Origin of the sequence: Brevundimonas sp. UBA5936 (assembly GCA_002430835.1) — a bacterium.
Classification (GTDB): domain Bacteria; phylum Pseudomonadota; class Alphaproteobacteria; order Caulobacterales; family Caulobacteraceae; genus Brevundimonas.
Window position 1 is genome coordinate 1 of sequence record DJDA01000014.1, and the last position, 17,628, is coordinate 17,628.

Annotated in this window: 17 protein-coding genes; 7 read left to right on the top strand and 10 right to left on the bottom strand. The window is 66.4% G+C overall.

Going from position 1 to position 17,628, the window contains the following annotated elements; translation table 11 throughout:
* The 4 genes from B2Y21_RS01040 to B2Y21_RS01055 form a co-directional block, all read right to left on the bottom strand.
* On the bottom strand, window positions 1–298 hold a 298-nt coding region (locus B2Y21_RS01040; protein WP_292056112.1), incomplete at its 3' end, for a DUF1275 family protein.
* 7 nt (window positions 299–305) lie between these two features.
* Window positions 306–923 carry a glutathione S-transferase family protein gene (locus tag B2Y21_RS01045; protein WP_292056114.1) on the bottom strand — a complete coding sequence of 206 codons (618 nt, stop codon included), beginning with the start codon at window positions 921–923 and terminating at the stop codon, window positions 306–308.
* 34 nt (window positions 924–957) lie between these two features.
* Entirely contained in the window at window positions 958–2,229 is a 1,272-nt protein-coding gene (locus tag B2Y21_RS01050; RefSeq protein WP_125901495.1) for a NupC/NupG family nucleoside CNT transporter, read from the bottom strand.
* 289 nt (window positions 2,230–2,518) lie between these two features.
* The gene (locus tag B2Y21_RS01055; protein ID WP_292056117.1) at window positions 2,519–3,397 is read right to left on the bottom strand and encodes a branched-chain amino acid aminotransferase; all 879 of its coding nucleotides are present in this window, start codon (window positions 3,395–3,397) and stop codon (window positions 2,519–2,521) included.
* A gap of 88 nt (window positions 3,398–3,485) precedes the next feature.
* Here B2Y21_RS01055 and B2Y21_RS01060 point away from each other — a divergent pair, with 88 nt between their 5' ends.
* The 3 genes from B2Y21_RS01060 (at window position 3,486) to B2Y21_RS01070 (ending at window position 6,177) form a co-directional block, all read left to right on the top strand.
* Window positions 3,486–4,217, top strand: coding sequence for a response regulator (locus B2Y21_RS01060; RefSeq protein ID WP_292056119.1), 732 nt, complete (start codon window positions 3,486–3,488; stop codon window positions 4,215–4,217).
* Window positions 4,218–4,238: 21 nt separating this feature from the next.
* A complete protein-coding gene (locus tag B2Y21_RS01065) occupies window positions 4,239–5,597 on the top strand; it encodes an ATP-binding protein (RefSeq protein WP_292056121.1) in 1,359 nt (452 codons plus the stop codon).
* Between the two features lie 88 nt (window positions 5,598–5,685).
* Entirely contained in the window at window positions 5,686–6,177 is a 492-nt protein-coding gene (locus B2Y21_RS01070) for a hypothetical protein (RefSeq protein WP_292056123.1), read from the top strand.
* Window positions 6,178–6,189: 12 nt separating this feature from the next.
* Here B2Y21_RS01070 and B2Y21_RS01075 read toward each other — a convergent pair whose 3' ends face one another.
* The 3 genes from B2Y21_RS01075 to B2Y21_RS01085 all read right to left on the bottom strand — a co-directional run bounded on the left by B2Y21_RS01075 (window position 6,190) and on the right by B2Y21_RS01085 (window position 7,863).
* A complete protein-coding gene (locus tag B2Y21_RS01075) occupies window positions 6,190–6,993 on the bottom strand; it encodes a pyrroline-5-carboxylate reductase family protein (protein WP_292056125.1) in 804 nt (267 codons plus the stop codon).
* Window positions 6,993–7,496: a YbjN domain-containing protein gene (locus B2Y21_RS01080; protein WP_004370784.1), complete on the bottom strand. Its 504-nt coding sequence runs from the start codon at window positions 7,494–7,496 to the stop codon at window positions 6,993–6,995. The genes B2Y21_RS01075 and B2Y21_RS01080 overlap by 1 nt, the downstream gene beginning before the upstream one ends.
* A 79-nt stretch (window positions 7,497–7,575) precedes the next feature.
* The gene (locus B2Y21_RS01085; RefSeq protein WP_292056127.1) at window positions 7,576–7,863 is read right to left on the bottom strand and encodes an accessory factor UbiK family protein; all 288 of its coding nucleotides are present in this window, start codon (window positions 7,861–7,863) and stop codon (window positions 7,576–7,578) included.
* A gap of 177 nt (window positions 7,864–8,040) precedes the next feature.
* Here B2Y21_RS01085 and lgt point away from each other — a divergent pair, with 177 nt between their 5' ends.
* From lgt to pgeF, 4 genes are read left to right on the top strand one after another with little or no spacing between them, the layout of a single operon-like run.
* Window positions 8,041–8,913, top strand: a complete 873-nt coding sequence (lgt, locus tag B2Y21_RS01090) for a prolipoprotein diacylglyceryl transferase (protein WP_292056130.1) — start codon at window positions 8,041–8,043, stop codon at window positions 8,911–8,913.
* Between the two features lie 7 nt (window positions 8,914–8,920).
* Complete coding sequence (locus B2Y21_RS01095; protein WP_292056131.1) at window positions 8,921–9,994, top strand: class I SAM-dependent methyltransferase; 1,074 nt, start codon at window positions 8,921–8,923, stop codon at window positions 9,992–9,994.
* A gap of 34 nt (window positions 9,995–10,028) precedes the next feature.
* Window positions 10,029–10,277 carry a helix-hairpin-helix domain-containing protein gene (locus tag B2Y21_RS01100; RefSeq protein ID WP_292056133.1) on the top strand — a complete coding sequence of 83 codons (249 nt, stop codon included), beginning with the start codon at window positions 10,029–10,031 and terminating at the stop codon, window positions 10,275–10,277.
* The gene (gene pgeF / locus B2Y21_RS01105; RefSeq protein ID WP_292056135.1) at window positions 10,274–11,044 is read left to right on the top strand and encodes a peptidoglycan editing factor PgeF; all 771 of its coding nucleotides are present in this window, start codon (window positions 10,274–10,276) and stop codon (window positions 11,042–11,044) included. The genes B2Y21_RS01100 and pgeF overlap by 4 nt, the downstream gene beginning before the upstream one ends.
* Window positions 11,045–11,234: 190 nt before the next feature.
* Here the strand turns inward: pgeF and lpxC are convergent, their stop codons facing one another.
* The 3 genes from lpxC to B2Y21_RS01120 form a co-directional block, all read right to left on the bottom strand.
* Window positions 11,235–12,134: a UDP-3-O-acyl-N-acetylglucosamine deacetylase gene (gene lpxC, locus B2Y21_RS01110; RefSeq protein ID WP_292056138.1), complete on the bottom strand. Its 900-nt coding sequence runs from the start codon at window positions 12,132–12,134 to the stop codon at window positions 11,235–11,237.
* A 205-nt stretch (window positions 12,135–12,339) separates the two neighbouring features.
* Window positions 12,340–13,929, bottom strand: a complete 1,590-nt coding sequence (gene ftsZ / locus B2Y21_RS01115; protein WP_292056140.1) for a cell division protein FtsZ — start codon at window positions 13,927–13,929, stop codon at window positions 12,340–12,342.
* A 232-nt stretch (window positions 13,930–14,161) separates the two neighbouring features.
* Complete coding sequence (locus B2Y21_RS01120; RefSeq protein ID WP_292056142.1) at window positions 14,162–17,236, bottom strand: TonB-dependent receptor domain-containing protein; 3,075 nt, start codon at window positions 17,234–17,236, stop codon at window positions 14,162–14,164.
* Window positions 17,237–17,628 lie beyond the last annotated feature (392 nt).

A 17,628-nucleotide genomic window follows, 5' to 3' on the forward strand; every position in this document is an offset into this window, starting at 1 on the left:
CCCCGGCCAGCAGCGCCGCCTCGACCGCCAGCACCCGGCTGCGCGAGCGCGCCCCCTCGCCGCCCGCAACCAGAGCCCCGAGCATGGCGCCCAGCACGAACAGCAGCAGGACGCCCGCCACCGCGCCCGCCGCCAGCCACCGCCCCTCGGCCAGGTTGACGGCCAGGCGGGTGGTGTTGCCGCTCATGAAGGAGACGAACACCCCGCCCAGATGCAGAAAGCCCAGGCTGTCGACATAGCCCGCCAGCCCCGCCAGCATCAGAGCCAGCCCGCGATCCGGCGCCGTCAGAGTCCGCAAGACAGGCTCACATCCCGGCCGCCGCCGCCGGACGGGCGCGGCACGTCTCCAGCCAGCGGGCCAGATGGGTCAGCTCCTCGGGCGGGCGGTATTTGACCAGACGTGCGAAATCCAGACCCACGGCCCCGACGATGTCGGCGATGGTGAAGCGGTCGGCGGCGATGAACTCATGCTCCGCCAGGTGGCGATCCAGCGTCTTCATGAAGCGCTCGGCGCCCAGGCGGTTGTACTCGGCGACCTGCGGCTGGGGCGCCTCCAGCGCGGCCAGGGCCGGGTGGGTGAAGCGCACGTTCAGCATCATCGGATTGGCCAGATACATCTCGCACCGGCGCATCCACATCTCGATGATCGCCTGCTCCTTGGGGTCGCGGCCGAACAGGTTCGGCTCGGGATGCAGGGCCTCCAGATAGCGGCAGATGGCGATGGATTCCGTCAGGCAGGTTCCGTCGTCCAGTTCCAGCGCCGGGACGTGCGGCACGCCGAACTGGGCGCGATAGGCCGGTGTGCGGTGCTCGCCCGCCAGAAGCTCGATCTCGACCCGCTCGACGTCGGTCACGCCCTTTTCCGCCATGACCCAGCGGACGCGGCGCGGATTGGGCGCGCGGCGGCTTTCATAGAGCTTCATCAGAGGGTTCCCTTCGGCTGCCCTCGGAACGCTACTAGGCGAAGACGGCGGCGGGCAAGGCCCCGACGATGCAGGCCGTCATCAGCGTGGCCAGGAAGCCCGCCAGCAGCGCCTTCCACACCATGCCCAGCACCTCCTCGCGGCGCTCGGGCATCAGCACCGACAGGCCGGTGACGGTGATGCCGACCGAGCCGATGTTGGCGAAGCCGCACAGGGCGTAGGTCATCAGCATCCGCGTGCGCTCGCTCATCTCGGCGGCGGGCACCTTGCCCAGTTCGATGAAGGCGACGAACTCGGTCAGGGTCAGCTTGACCCCCAGCAGCCAGCCCGCCTTCTGGGCGTCGGCCCATTCCACGCCGGTCAGCCAGGCCACGGGGGCGAAGAGCACGCCCAGGATGCGCTCGATCGTCAGCGGCTCTCCGGCGATGACGAAGCCGCCCAGGATGACGTTGGCCAGGGCAACCAGGGCCACGAAGACGATCAGCACGGCCGAGATGTTCAGCACCACCATCAGGCCGTCGGACGTGCCTTTCACGATGGCGTCGACGGCGCTGTCGTACTTCAGCGCCGAGTTGTAGTCGGCGACCGCCCCGCCCTCGCCCGGCTTTTCCGGAATGATGACGCGGGCCAGCAGGATGCCGGCCGGCGCCGAAACGATGGAGGCCACCAGGACGTGGCCCGCCGCATTGGTCAGCACCGGCGACAGAATGGTCGCATAGGCCACCATGGTCGAGCCGGCGACCGTGGCCAGACCGACCACCATCATCAGGAAAACCTCGGACCGGCTCAGCTTGTCCAGATAGGCGCGGATGACGATCGGGCTTTCGATCATGCCCAGGAAGACGTTGGCCGCCACCGCCAGGGCCGAGGCGCCGCCCAGCCCCATGGTCCGCTGAAACAGGAAGCCGAAGCCGAGCGTGATCCACTTCAGGATCTTCCAGTGCCACAGCAGGGCCGACAGGGCCGAGATCACCAGGATCAGCGGCAGCACATTGAAGGCGAAGGTGAACAGGGCGCCCTCATTGGCGACGGCGTAGGGCTGATCCCCGCCCGCCAGATAGCCGAAGACGAAGCGCGTCCCCTCCGCGGTCGCCAGCTCCAGCCCCTTCACCGCATTGTTGATGCCGTCCAGCACCACCTGCGAGCCGGGAATGGCGAAGGTCGCCAGCACCAGCGCCGCCTGCACCAGCACCGCCCCGATCGCCAGCCGCCACGGAAAGGCGCGGCGGTTCTCGGAGATCGCCCAGCAGACGGCGACGATGACGACCAGGCCGAACAGGCTCTGGAGGTTCAGGAGGCTGAACATGGAAAGGCGGCTCCGCGACCGGCGCTATGGGAGCCGGCTTCTTCAGTGCGCATCAACGACAGCAGAACGCCGCTGGCAAGGGGGCAATGAAAAACCCTCTCCCGATGGGAGAGGGCTTGAGCGCACGAGAGCGTAGCGATCGTTCTTGCGCGAAAGGGTGAGGGTTCGCGATTGAAGGGAATCGCGCAACGGCTCACGCCGACTTCCGCCGGGAACCCTCACCCTTTCGCCTTAGCCAATCGCCTTCGCCTCTTGGAGGCTCAATCCCTCTCCCATCGGGAGAGGGGGACTAGAGCGTCCCGCGCACCAGCTTGCCGTAATCGTCCATCAGGCTCAGCGACAGCGCGCCCGGCGTGAAGCGATAGTCGCCGACCTGGCCCACCGGCGTCACCTCGGCGGCCGAGCCGGTCAGGAAGCACTCGGAGAAGTCGCCCAGCTCTTCCGGCAGGATCTCGCGGACCACGACCTCGACCCCGCGAGCCTGCGCCATTTCGATGACGGTCTGGCGGGTGATGCCGTCCAGGATGTGATCGACGCGCGGGGTGTGCAGGGCGCCGTTCTGGACGAAGAAGACGTTAGCGCCGGTCGCCTCGGCCACATAACCGCGCCAGTCCAGCATCAGGGCGTCGGCGAAACCGCGCTTCTCGGCCGCCGTCTTGGACATGGTGCAGATCATGTAGAGGCCGGCCGCCTTGGCCGTCGACGGCGCCGTGGCCGGGTCGGGGCGGCGCCACTTGGCCCACTCCAGGGCGATGCCCTTCTTCTTGACCTCGGGGTCGAAATAGCTGGGCCATTCCCAGGCGGCGATCGCCAGGTGGACCTTGCTGTTCTTGGCGGTGACGCTGAGCTGTTCCGGCCCCAGATAGGCGACGGGGCGGATATAGCAGTCGATCAGGCCGTTGCGCGCGCAGGTTTCCTTGCAGGCGGCGTCGATCTCGGCCACGCTATAGGGAATCTCGAAGTCGAGCAGCTCGGCGGAGCGCTTCAGGCGTTCGCTGTGCGCGGTCAGCTTGAAGATTTCACCGCCATACATACGCTCACCCTCGAACACCGACGAGCCGTAGTGAAGGCCATGGGTCAGAACGTGCGTTTTCGCCTCCCGCCAGGGAACGAATTCTCCGTCAAACCAGATCCATCCGTCACGATCGTCGAAAGGAACGAAGGCCATTGAAGAACGTCTCCTGCGCAAGATATTTATTTAGACGCCCGTCGCGCGTCCGCGTCAACGGCGTCTCGCGAGGAGATTCGCAGTGAGCATGATCGAGCCTCGCGCCAACGGCCGGTCCGGCCCCATCGCGCCCGCCGGCAGCGGACGGCACATCCTGGTCGTCGACGACGACGACCGCATCCGCGAACTGCTCAAGGAATTCCTGAGCCGCGAGGGCTATCGCGTCACCGGCGCCGCCCACGCGGGCGCGGCGCGTCGCATGGTCGAACTGATCGAGTTCGACCTGATCGTGCTGGACGTGATGATGCCGGGCGAAAGCGGCTTCGACCTGACCACCTGGATTCGCAGCCAGGCGGCCCTGTCCAAGACGCCCGTGCTGCTGCTGACGGCCAAGGGCGACCCGGACGACCGGATCGAGGGCCTGTCGCGCGGCGCCGATGACTATATGTCCAAGCCCTTCGACCCGCGCGAGCTGGCGCTGCGGATCGAGGCCATCCTGCGCCGCACCGGCGGCAAGCTGATGACGCCCAAGGAGATCCGCATGGGCCCCGCCGTCTTCGACATGGAGCGGCTGGAGCTGACGCGGGACGGCGAACTGCAACGCCTGACCGAGGCCGAGGCGCAACTGCTCAAGACCCTGGCCATTCACGCCCATTCGCCGGTCGAACGCATGACCCTGTCGCCCGACACGGCCGACGTGACCGGCCGCGCCGTGGACGTCCAGGTGACGCGCCTGCGCCGCAAGCTGGAGGTCGACCCCAAGAATCCGCGCTACCTTCAGACGGTGCGCGGCGTCGGCTATATGCTGGCGCCGGACTGACGACAGGACCGGAACGCCCCCATGCGGCTGATGCCGTTCAACGTCTGGACGCGGTGGATCAAGCGTCGGCTGCCGACCTCCCTGTGGGGCCGGTCGCTGCTGATCATCGTCCTGCCGGTGCTGATCATGCAGGCGGCGGTGACCTGGGCCTTCTTCGACGCCCACTGGCAGGCGGTGACGGCGCGCCTGTCCGAGGGGCTGGCCGGCGACGTGGCCTGGGCGGCCGAAAGCTATCGCGACGATCCCTCGCCCCAGAACCTGGCCCTGATCTCCGAACGCGCCGAGCGGTCGATGCAGTTGTCCATCGCCTTCCAGTCCGCGGCCTCCCTGCCGGACGAAGAACGGCGCGGCGCGCTGGGCCTGGTCGACCGGACGCTGGAGAAGGCCCTGGCTTCGCGGCTGGACCAGCCCTTCTGGTTCGACACCACCCGCTACCCCGCCTATGTCGACATCCGGGTGCAGGAGGCCGACGGCGTGCTGCGCGTCATCGCCCCGCGTGAACGGGCCGTGGCGACCCAGGCCCACATCTTCGTCCTGTGGCTGATGATCGCCACCATCCTGCTGCTCGGCGTGGCGGTGCTGTTCATCCGCAACCAGGTGCGCGCCATCGAGCGCCTGGCCTCCGCCGCCGAGGCTTTCGGACGGGGCGAGAGCGTGCCGCGCTTCAAACCTCACGGCGCGCGCGAGGTGCGGGCCGCCGCCACCGCCTTCCTGGACATGCGCGCCCGCATCCAGCGCCACATCGATCAGCGCACCGCCCTGCTGGCCTCGGTCAGCCACGACCTGCGCACGCCCCTGACCCGCCTGCGCCTCGAACTGGCCTTAGCGCCCCCGTTCAAGCGCGCCGAGGCGATGAAGGGCGACCTGGACGAGATGGAGCATATGATCGACGAATACCTCGCCTTCGCGCGCGGCGAGGCGGGCGAGGCGATGCAGACGATCTCCGTGCCCGAAATGCTGCGTCGCGCCGCCGAAGACGCCGGTCGCTCGGGCGCCGTGGCCGAGGTCGAGACGCCCGACGATCTCAACATGCTGGCCCGCCCCCTGGCCTTCCGCCGGGCGATCAACAACCTGGTCGGCAACGCCGCCTCCCACGGGGAAAAGGTGCGGCTGTCCGCCCGCCCCCTGCCCTCCGGCGGACTGGAGATCGTGGTCGAGGACGACGGTCCCGGCATTCCCGACGACATGCACGAAGAAGCCTTCCGCCCCTTCTCGCGGCTGGACGCCTCGCGCAATCAGAACCGCAAGGGGGTGGGCCTGGGCCTGGCCGTGGCGCGGGACGTGGCGCGCGGCCACGGCGGCGACATCATCCTGGGCCGCAGCGACCTGGGCGGGCTGAAGGCGTCGATCCGGCTGCCGGCGGATCGTCGCGCCGCCTAGATCTTTGACCGGCGCCTCTAGCGGAACCGTAAAATCGTCGCCATCTTGTCCCGTGTTCCAGGGGGGCCTGGAATCAGGAGTCCGTACTATGCGTCGTATTGCTTTCCTTGCGCCGCTCGCCGCCGCCCTCGCCGTCTCCGGCGCAGCCGCGGCTCAACCCTCGGCCGTCGTCGTGACGGTCAGCCCCGACTTCGCCAAGACCGCCCAAGAACTGGGCGAACGCGATGTCCAGCAACAGGTCAGCGACCTGACCCGCACCGTCGAGCGCGTGCTGACTCAGCGCAACGCCCTGGACGGCGCCCGCGTCGAACTGGTCATCACCGACCTGAAGCCCAACCGCCCGACCATGCAGCAACTGGGCGACAAGCCCGGCCTGGACTCCATGCGCAGCCTGTCCATCGGCGGCGCTGCGGTGGAAGGGTCCGTGACCATGGCCTCGGGCGAAGTGCAGCCGGTCAAGTTCGACTACTACACCCCGACCCTGGCCGATGCGCGCGGTTCGACCACCTGGACCGACGCCCAGCGCGCCTATGACCGTCTGGCCCGCAACCTGGCCGAGGGTCGTTTCGTCAAGCGCTGAAGCGTTTGACGATCAGCCGCTGAGTTCAGTGGACTTGGCGACCGCCGCCTTCACGGCGCTTTCGACAGAATGGTCGAGGGCGCCGTTTTCATTGAGGGCGATCAGACCGGCCTGCGTCACGCCGCCGGGCGAGGCCACGCGGTCGATCAGGGCGTTCAGAGCCTCGTCGCCCTCTACCCCCGCCGCAGCCGAACGCAGGGTGGCGCGCGCCAGACGGGCGGCGGCCTCGGGCGACAGACCTTCCGCCTCTCCAGCCTCGGCCAGGGCGCGGGTGAAGGCGAAGAAATAGGCCGGGCCGCAGCCGGACACCGCCGTCGCCGCGTGCATCAGCGTTTCGTCGTCCAGCAGGACCGTCTCAGCGATCGGCTCGAACAGTTCGCGCCCGACCTTCAGGGCGCCCGCGTCAGCGGACCACAGCGTCGCCACGCCGCGCGCCTGGGCCACGCCGGTCGTCGGCATGACGCGCACGACCGGGCGGCCGTCATAGCCGTCAGAGATCGTCTCGCCGCGCACCCCGGCCATAACCGAAACGACCACGGCGTCCGTCGCCAGATGCGGCAGGACCGCCTGCGCCGCCTCCAGCCATTTGGCGGGCTTCACGCCGATGACGAAGGCGCGAGCGTTCGCCAGCGCCTCCAACGGCGGATTGATCCGCGCGCCCTTGGCCCGCGCCGCCTCGGCGACCGGCTTTTCGGACGGCGTCAGGATGATCAGATCGGCCGGGTCGACAGCGCCCATCGCCAGCCAGCCTTCCAGAATGGCCGAGCCCAGGCGTCCGACGCCCTGAAGCACGACCGGACGTCCAGAACCGCTCATCAGGCGTTGCCCACGGTCTCGAACAGGCAGGCGTCGATGGCCTCCTTCGGCTTCTTGGAACCGCGCACCATGAAGTCGAAGGCCGGATAATAACGGTCGGCCGCCTCGACCGCCGCGTCGATCATGGACGCGGCCTGGGCCAGGGTCGGGCGCTCGGTGTGCGGCAGGGCCAGGGCGTGGCGGAAGACGATCTCCCCCTCATCCGGCCAGATCTCGAAATGGCCCAGCCAGGTGCGCTGATTGATCATCGACACCAGTTCATAGGCCGCCGCGCGTCGCGTCTTGGCCACCCGCAGGTCCAGCGCCAGGCACAGCTGAAGGCAGTCGCCCTCGGGCCGCCAGGCGAACCACAGCTCATAGTCCTTCCAGTCGCCGGCCAGGGCGAAGGCCAGATCGCCCTCGTCCGTGCGGTCGAACGGCAGGTTCTCCGCCGTCAGGACGTGTTCGACCACATCCAGCGGATCAAAGGGCAGGTCGACCTCTTCGGGTCTCACAGCATCCATCAGGCGTTCAACTTCTTCAGCAGCGACGGCGACTCAGATGAGCGCCTTTGAAGACGGTAGGCGTGTTCGCAGATTCGGCTCAACCGGCTGAATCCGGGCTTGAAGCGGCGTCTGTGGACGATCCCTTGGCGGCCTTCTTCGGAGCCGGAGCCGCAGCCTTCAGCGCCGTGATCTCGGCGCGCAGGGCGGCGATCTCGTCCTTCAGCACGTCGAACTCGTCGCGACGGACCAGATCCATTTCAGCGACGAAGCGGTCAGCCTGGGCGCGCCAGGCGGCCTTGGCCTCTTCACCTGCGGCCTGGGCCAGACCCATGGCGCCGGTGGTCAGCTTGGCGAACTCATCAAGGAGGGGATTGCGCGTCTGCATGGCGGCCTCTTGAGAACTCCCGGACCATCGGTCCGAAACGTGGTTAACGGTGCATTGATTTGGGTAAACCAAACCTTACCTGCCTGCGGCCTATAGACTGCTTCGCGGGAAAAGCGCGCGACGAATGCAGTCCCGCTTGCTAGACGAGGGACAACTTCTGAAGGCGCAGGAGGCCCCGTGCCCTTTCCCGAATTCGACCCCGTCCTGATCCAGCTCGGCCCCCTGCCCATCCGCTGGTACGCGCTGGCCTATATCGCCGGCATCGTCCTGGGCTGGTGGTACGCCTCGCGCCTGGCCAAGACGGAGCGCCTGTGGGCGCCGGGCAAGTCGCCGGTCGGCGGACAGCAACTGGACGACCTGGTGCTGTGGATCACGCTCGGCGTCATCCTGGGCGGCCGCTTCGGCTACGCCCTCTTCTACAAGCCGGAGATGTTCGCCCAACTATTCACCGGCGACAGCTGGGGCGAGCGACTGGAACTGCTGCAGCTATGGACCGGCGGGATGAGCTTCCACGGCGGCTTCCTGGGCGTGGTCATCGCCATCGCCCTCTACGCCCGGCGCCAACAGGTGAACCCGCTCAGCCTGGGCGACCTGATCGCCCCGGTCGCGCCTCTGGGTCTGTTCTTCGGCCGCATCGCCAACTTCATCAACGGCGAGCTGTGGGGCCGCGAGACGACGGTTCCCTGGGCCATCCGCTTCTGCAACGAGCGCATCCAGCAGATGTACGGCTTCTGCCCCGCCGGCAACGAGCCGCGCCACCCCAGCCAGTTGTATGAGGCGGGGCTGGAGGGCCTGCTGCTGTTCGTCGTCCTGTCGCTGGCGATCTGGAAGTGGCGGATGCTGAAGCGTCCGGGCTTCGTCACCGGCCTGTTCCTGCTGGGTTACGGCGTCTGCCGCGCCGCGCTGGAGAACGTGCGCCAGCCCGACGCCGGGCTGGAGAACCTGCCGCTGGGCCTGACCATGGGCATGATCCTGTCGATCCCGATGATGCTGGTCGGCGCCTGGCTGATCTGGCGGGCGCTGAAGAAGCCGGTCGTCACGGAGGCGTAAGACCATCATGGCGGAGACGCTCAAGGACCGGCTGGTCCGCGAGATCGTGCTGACCGGGCCGATGACGGTGGCGGACTACGTCACCCGCTGCCTGCACGACCCCAGGGGCGGCTATTACGCCACCCGCCCCGCGCTGGGCGAAGGCGGCGACTTCATCACCGCCCCGTTGATCAGCCAGATGTTCGGCGAACTGATCGGCCTGTGGGCGGTCGAGACCTGGACCCGTCTGGGCGCGCCCGAGCGCGTGCGGCTGGTCGAGGTCGGGCCGGGCGACGGCACGCTGATGTCCGACGTGCTGCGCGCGGCGCGGCTGGTCCCCGGCTTCCTGCAGGCGGTTGACCTGATCCTGATCGAGCCCAGCGCGCCGTTGCGCGCCGAACAGGCCCGACGCCTGGCCGACGCCGACGCGCATCCGCGCTGGCTCAGCGCCCTGAACAAGGTCGAGACGGACGCCCCGGTCATCCTGATCGCCAATGAAGTGCTGGACTGCCTGCCCGCGCGCCAATTCATCAAGACCGAAGGCGGCTGGGCCGAGCGCCGCATCGGCGTCACCGACGACAATGAACTGACCTTCGGCCTGACCGCCATCGCCGACGGCTTCGAGACGCCCGGCTTTGAGGTCGAACCGGGTCAGATCATGGAGATTTCCGAACAGCAGGCCGCCTTCGGCCGCGATCTGGCCAGCCTGATCCGCGCCGCCTCCGGCGCCGCCCTGCTGATCGACTACGGCCGCAGCAAGCCCGAGGCGGGCGACACCCTGCAGGCCCTGCGGCGGCACCAGAAGGTCGATCCCCTGTCGACGCCGGGCGAGGCCGACCTGACGCAATGGGCCGACTTCCCCCTGGTGCTCGAAGCCGCCGTGCGCGGCGGGGCCGACGTCACCGGCTGCGTCGGCCAGGGCGCCTTCCTCAAGGCGCTGGGGATCGAAGCCCGCGCCCAGCGGTTGATGCAGGGACGCCCCGAGGCCGCCCCGGTCATCCAGCGCCAGCTGGACCGCCTGACCGCGCCGGACCAGATGGGCGAACTGTTCAAGGCGGCGGCGATCTTCTCGCCGCGTTCGCTGGCCCTGCCGGGCTTCTGACGCGGCCCGCCCGATGATGGAGCCTGATGCGGCCATGACCTTCACCGACCATGAGCGCCAGATCCTGCTGGCGACCAAGGGCGTCGGCCCCAAGGTGATCCAGCGACTGGAGGAGCTGGGCGTCGGCGGCTTCGCCCGTCTGGCCCAGGCGGATGCGGCCGTCGTCTGCGCCGGAGCCGCCGCCAGCGTCGGCTCGACTTGCTGGAAGAACAGCCCCCAGGCGCGCAAGGCCGTTCAGGCCGCCATCGACGCCGCCCGTTTCGAACTGGAGGCCGCCGCATGAGCCTGAACCCGATCACCCATCCGCTGCTGACCAGGGCCGGGGTGCGCCACGGCTTCTTCACTCGCGCGGGCGGCGTATCGGACGGCATCTACGCCGGACTGAACGCCGGCGTCGGCTCCAAGGACGACCCGGCCCACGTCGCCGAGAACCGCCGCCGCGTCGCCGAATGGATGGGCGGCGCCGCCGACGACCTGTGCGGCTGCTATCAGGTCCACTCCGCCGTCGCCCGCGTGGCCGAAAGCGGCTGGGCCGGCGAACGCCCCGAAGGCGACGCCGTGGTTGCGGGCGTGAAGGGGCCGGTGCTGACTGTCCTGACCGCCGACTGCGCGCCCGTGCTGTTCGCCGACGCCGAGGCGGGCGTGGTCGGCGCCGCCCACGCGGGCTGGAAGGGCGCTCTTGGCGGGGTCATCCACTCGACCGTCGCGGCCATGCAGGCCCTGGGCGCCGAGCCGTCGCGCATCGTCGCCGTCGTCGGCCCCTGCATCGCTCAAGGCTCATACGAAGTCGGCGCCGACTATCAGGACCGCTTCGCCCACCACGACCCCGGCAGCGAACGCTTCTTCGCCGCCGGCGCGACGGACGACAAACGCCAGTTCGACCTGCCCGGCTTCGTCCTTTGGCGGCTGGAGCAGGCCGGCGTCGGCGAGGCCGCCTGGACCGGCGACGACACGCGCGCAGATGCGGCGCGTTTCTACTCCAACCGCCGCGCCTATCTGGCGGGCGAACCGGACTTTGGGCGGTTGATCTCAGCAATCACCCTCACCTGACCCTTCTCCCCTTGTGGGAGAAGGTGGGCGTCCTCGGGCTTGTCCCGGGGGCGCTCGGATGAGGGGTGTCTGCGCGACATCAAAAAATTAGCGAGGACGGCGACACGCGCATCCGGATACCAGGGCGATCACACCCCTCATCCGTCAGGCTCCGCCTGCCACCTTCTCCCTCAAGGGGAGAAGGAAGCGGTCAGCCCGCCATCGCCATGTCGGGGACGCGGGTGGTTTCGCGCCAGGCGTCGGGCTGGGCCAGCAGGGCGCGGACCAGCTTGTTGTTCAGGGCGTGGCCCGCCTTGACGCCTTCGTAGCGGCCCAGCAGCGGCGCGCCGAGGACATACAGGTCGCCGATGGCGTCCAGCGCCTTGTGGCGCACGAACTCGCGCTCCATGCGCAGGCCGCCGGGGTTCAGGATCTGGTCGCCGTCGATGACCACGGCGTTCTCCAGCGAGCCGCCGCGGGCCAGACCGGCCTGGCGCAGGGCCTCGACCTCATGGGCGAAGCCGAAGGTGCGGGCCGCCATGATGTCCGAGCGGAAGGTCGCCTCGTCCACCACGAAATCCACCACCTGATTGCCGATGACCGGCGTGGGGAAGTCGATCTCGAAGCGCATCTCATAGCGGTCGCAGGGCTTAAGGACGGCGGACTTGTCGCCCTCCTCCACCCGGATCGGCTTCAGGATCTCGATATAGGTCTGGGGCGCTTCCTGGCGGCGGAAACCCGCGCGATCCAGCAGTTGCACGAACTGCAGCGCCGAACCGTCCAGGATCGGCAGTTCCGGCCCGTCCACCTCGATCACGGCGTTGGAGACGCCCAAGGCGGCCAGGGCGGCCATCAGGTGCTCAATCGTCGACAGGCGCACGCCCGCCGCGTTCTCGATCATGGTGTTCAGGCGCGCGTCCACGACCGCCTCGCCCGAGACGGGGATGCGGTTGTCGCGGTCGGTGACGTCCGTGCGCACGAAGACGATGCCGTGGCCGGGCGCAGCCGGGCGCACGACCAGACGCACGCGGCGGCCGGTGTGCACGCCGACGCCGGCGCAGATGGCCGGGGCGACGATGGTCTGTTCGTACTGGTCGTTGCGGACCGTCACTCGGAAACTCTCTGTTGCGCGACCCGCCCCAAACGGGACGGTCTTCGCCTCACCTGTCGTTTACGCCTCGGGGCTCAAGCCCGAAATGAAAGTCGGGTTTCGGATTGTTTCGGTTCGACGACACATTCCAGCCTCGGCGCCCACATGTGAAAACGCCCCGGAGGTCGGCTCCAGGGCGCTTCATTTTCAGGACTTTTTGGGTCGATCAGTTCGCGAGGCGGCGGAGAAAGGACGGGATCTCCAGGTCGTCATCCTCGGACTGGCCCACCTGCGGGTCTTGCTGCTGGGGCTGCATCGCCTGCGTCTGGCGCAACTGCTGGGTCGTGCGGTTCGACGACGGCGGCGGCGCATAGGACTGTTGCTGCTGCGGCTGCTGGCGCTTGCGGCCGAACAGGCTCCAGCCGCTGCGGCGGTGGTCGCGCTCGTCGTAGAAGGGCTCCTCGGCGGGCTCTTCATGACGGGCGGCCGGACGTTGGGCTGGTTGCTGCGCCGGTTGCTGACGCTGCGGGGCGCGATCGAAATAGAGGTCGCCCTGTTCCGACGAAGCCGCCGGCTGGGCGCGACCGGCGCCCTGCTCATATTCCTCGACCCACGGATCGACGATCGGCTCCAGATTGCGCGGCGCGTCGCGGATGACCGGCTCGGGCTTGGCTTCGATCTTCGGCTCAGGCGCGCGAGCGGCCGGGGCTTCATAGACCGGAGCGGGCACCGGCTGCGGCGCGGCTTCGCGCACCGGGTCGATGCGGACTTCCGGCTGGCGCGGCGCCGCGTTCGGCAGGCCGCCCGTGCGGCCGAAGCTCTGACCCTGCGGCTCGATCTGCTGGATGACGGCTTCATCCATGCCGGTCGCGACGACCGAGACGCGGATCTTGCCGTCCAGCGCCGGGTCAAAGGCCGCGCCGAAGATGATGTTGGCGTCGCCGTCCACTTCGCCGGCGATGGCGTTGGCGGCCTCGTCGACTTCCAGCAGGGTCATGTCCATGCCGCCGGTGATGTTCACCAGCACGGCCTTGGCGCCCTTCAGGCTGGTCTCGTCCAGCAAGGGGTTGGCGATGGCGTTCTGGGCCGCCAGCAGGGCGCGGTCGTCGCCCGTGGCCTCGCCCGTACCCATCATGGCCTTGCCCATCTCGCTCATCACGGCGCGGACGTCGGCGAAGTCGAGGTTGATCAGGCCCGGCAGGATCATCAGGTCGGTGATCGAGCGGACGCCCGAGTGCAGCACCTGATCCGCCATGCCGAAGGCGTCGGAGAAGGTGGTGCGTTCGTTGGCGACCCGGAACAGGTTCTGGTTCGGGATGACGATCAGGGTGTCGACGTAGCGCTGCAGCTCGGCCACGCCGGCGTCGGCCAGGCGCATCCGGTGACGGCCTTCGAAGGTGAAGGGCTTGGTCACCACGCCGACGGTCAGGATGCCGCGATCACGCGCGCATTTGGCGATGACCGGCGCCGCGCCGGTGCCGGTGCCGCCGCCCATGCCGCAGGTGATGAAGACCATGTGCGCGCCTTCCAGGTGCGCATGGATCTCGTCCGCGCTCTCCTCGGCGGCGTTCATGCCGACTTCGGGGTGAGCGCCCGCGCCCAACCCTTGCGTGATGGTCTCGCCCAGTTGGATGCGGCGGTCGGTCTTGGCGAAGCTCAAATGCTGGGCGTCGGTGTTGGCGACGACGAACTCCACGCCCTCAAGGCCGGAGTCGATCATGTTGTTGACGGCGTTGCCGCCCGCTCCGCCTACGCCGAAGACGACGATGCGGGGCTTCAATTCCGTGGCTTCCGGCCTGACCAGCGAGAGAGACATTGTATTATTCCGACCTAAGGACCCTGCCCTTCGTCCCCGATGCGAACTCCCCGCCGAATCGCATTGGTTATGAGCGCGTTAAGGAAAACCCTGACTGCGTTAACGAAGGGTTACTATGAATAGCGTGAGTCGGCTTTCAGACCACCCCCGATGGCTCACCCCAGCAAGCTCAATAAAAAAGGGTGCGGCCGAAACCGCACCCTCTTCATTGCCGTTTTCCGATCCTGAAGGATCAGAAGCGAGCCGACATGCCAACTTGATAATAGCGGCCGATCAGATCGTAAACACCGATTCCCGTGGTGCCCAGCGGCGGCTCCACGTCGAAGACGTTACGGATCTGCAAGCGAGCCGTCACATCCTTCATCCCCAGACGATCGGTATCAAAGCGATATGCGAACGAAAGGTCGTTCAGATAGTACTCCTGAACAGTCAACGGCGTGTAGTTTTCAATCGTAGCCGTGTTGCTGAACTTGCTTTCGCCCGTATAGCGCAGGCTCCACTGCACGCCCAACCCGCCACGGGTATACGAGGTGTCCAGCTTCCAACGCATCTCCGGCGTGCCGATGGTGTTGGCGGAGTCAACCAGATCGAAGCCCAGACCCGTAACCGACGACTCGTAGGTTTCGGTGCGGAAGATATCCAGATCCCAGGTCACCCGGCCGCCTAGACCCGCCAGAGATTGATAGTCATCCAGATTGAGCGAGTACTCGACGCCGCCAGCCCAGCCGGAGAAGTTCAGGTAGCCGGCATTGATGAAGCCGGTCTGCGGACCAACGCCGTTCGGCGCCAAGTCTGCCCCCAGAATCTGCCCCGCCAGGCTGGTGTCGCCGTTCATCAAATCTCTGTCACCGCGCTGGAAGCGACCGCACACGGCCGGATCCGGGTTCGGCACATCGTAGCAAACCTGCAGGATCGCACCGAGCGAGAAGTTGGCGATCGCATTGGTGAGGTCAATCTTCACCCAGTCAAACGAGATAGCCAGGTTCGGGATGAAGCTCGGTTGATAGACAAGGCCATAGGTTTCCTGATCCGCCACTTCATTGACCAGATCAGGGTTGCCCGCCGTCGTGCCGCGCTGTGTGGCCGCCTGGATGTTCGAGGTCAGCTGGAAGTCCGCCGGAAGACCCAGTCGGACAAATTCCGCCTGGCAATTCACCTTACGCGCCGCAGGGTTCGGACCACTGTTGATGTTGCGGAAGTCGCAAGGATCCGTGGCAGTCATGAAGCTGGTCGATTCAGGCGTAAACAGCTCGGTAATCGCCGGTGCGCGGAACGAGCGGCTCAGGCTACCACGAATTAGCAGATCATTGATCGGACGCCAGCGCAGACCAGCTGCCCAAGATTCGTCCTTGCCTGCCGTCGAGTTGTCAACCGAGCGATAGGAACCATCGAACGTCAGTTCCTGCATCAGAGGGAAGGTGAAATCCCCGCCGAAAACCGGCACCGAAAGCTCGCCGTACCACTCGTTAGTGTTGTACTCGCCCTTCAGGGGGCTAATGGGAGCCGTACGTCCGACCCCTAGACGTGATGCATCATTCGGCAGAAACTCCGACTCTTCCTTGCGGTATTCATAGCCAACGTTGAAGGCCACGGGCCCCGCCGGGAGGTTGAAAAGGTCGCCGCCAAAGTTCGCTTCATACGTCGTTTGCTTGATCGTGTAATCTTGGCGGAACGTCGTACCGATGTAGTCCAGCGCAGCCTGACTCCGAGCCCCCTTACCGAACAGGTTCAGCGGCAGACAGCCCGCGGCACGAGCCGCTGCGTCGGCGCATTGTGCGTCGCCGTTAGCAGCACGGTTGACATCGATCGCCTGCGCGAAGCGTGACTGAACAATGTTGTCTTGCTGGAAGAAACCTTCGTTCTGACCGTGGTTGGCCGCGATGTTCCAGAAGAAGGTGCGCCCCATGGCATCGAAATCACCGTTCAGGTTCAGCACGGCTCGGATCGTATCCGACTCAGCGTAGTTGTTCGGCTCAACCAGATCCGTCGATGCGCGATGCAACCAGAATAAACGTTCGCCAGGATTGTTCGGATCCGCTGGCAGAGGCGTGGGCTGGTTCAGAATGGCCGTGCGAGTCGCCGCCGACAGGAAGGGATTCGCCGTCGAGAGCCGCAGCGCACCTGAGGTGCCTCCAAATAGACCGCCGTTATAGATCGGCTGGTTATAGTCTTCCGTGGCTTCAGTATGGTTGTAGAATACTTCAGCATCCAAACGAACGCGCGGAGTGATTTCAAAGGTACTGAAGACTGTAGCGTTGTGACGAGTCACAGGCGATTGTAGCGAGGTCAGTTCGGCCAGATTCAAGCCGTCGCCGCCAGACGCGATACTAGCTTGCACGAACTGGCCCGGATCATAGGGAACCAGCGAACCGTCCGGCGCGAACTGCGCCATAACGCGGCGACCGGCATTGTTAGGATCAGCGATCGTCAAGACGTTCGCCAGACCGATGCCCGATGTGCGGAAAGCCAAACCGCCCTCGGTTATCTCGGGAATACGACGATTGAAATACCAGACTTGTGCTGGGATGCCATCGGTCGGACTGGTGTTCAGCGGGTTCGACCCACGAATCATCTGAAGCGCGGTGCGATCACGATCCATATAGCCGATCGAGTCGGTTTCTGCGTACTCGTAGCTGCCGGCCACGTTCCAGCGATCATCCAGCAAAGAGGTGCCGCCCGTCAGACGCACACGCACCTGGTCGCCATCGCCGCGTTCGGAAAGGCCGTATTCAGCGTTAACTTCAACGCCTTCAAAATTCTTCTTGGTGATCACATTGATGACGCCGGCGACGGCGTCGGAACCATAGACAGCCCCCCCTGTCGCCTGAACCGTCTCAACTCGATCAATAAGGGCCGTAGGGATAGAGGAGAAGTCGACCTGGCCGCCGGCTCCGGCGCCCGAGAAGATGGAGGAAACGTTAGCGCCGACGAAACGGCGGCCATTTACCAGCACCAGCGTACGGTTGGTGCCCAGATTAAAGAGGTTGACGAAACTGCGGCCGACGCCAAAGCCGGCCTGATCGCCATCCGGCGTAATCGGAACACCGGCCACTGGCTGCTGATTCAGAGCCTGGGCAACGTTGGTGAAACCCTTGTTGTCGATCGTCTCCGAGGACACGACCGTCAGCGGCGAAGCCGACGTCAGATCGTTGCGGCGAATACGCGACCCCGTCACAACAACTTCGGACACTTCAGTCGCTTGCTGTTCAGTGGTTTGCTCGGCGGTCTGCGCAAAAACAGGCGCCGACATGGCGATCACGCCCGCGAGTATCGTTGTTCCAAACAGGTAGTTTCGCTTCAAGTTCATAAGAATAGGTCCCCAACGGCTATTGATATGCAAGCACCTAAGGCGCCCAGCATTGGCTCTGGACCATCACGCTATCGGAAAATGAGAAGCTCGCAACATTTGTGACCCAAATCAGGCCAAATCGCGCCAACCATGTAACAAAGACGACACAGTTTCGCCACTCTCAAACGAAGGACGTTCTTCAAACGCGCCATTTCATGCACGAGTGAACCCGCTCTACAGCGGATCAAGTGCGACAAACCGCCTCGCTTACTGATAGTCTAGGCGCAGGAGCCTACAGGTTATCGCGCAGCCAGCCCGCGGCGCGCGCCACCATGCCGCCGCGGTGCACCTTGGGCGCGTCGGCGGCGGTGATCTGGCGGGACATCAGCTTGCGGGCGGAGACCGCCTCG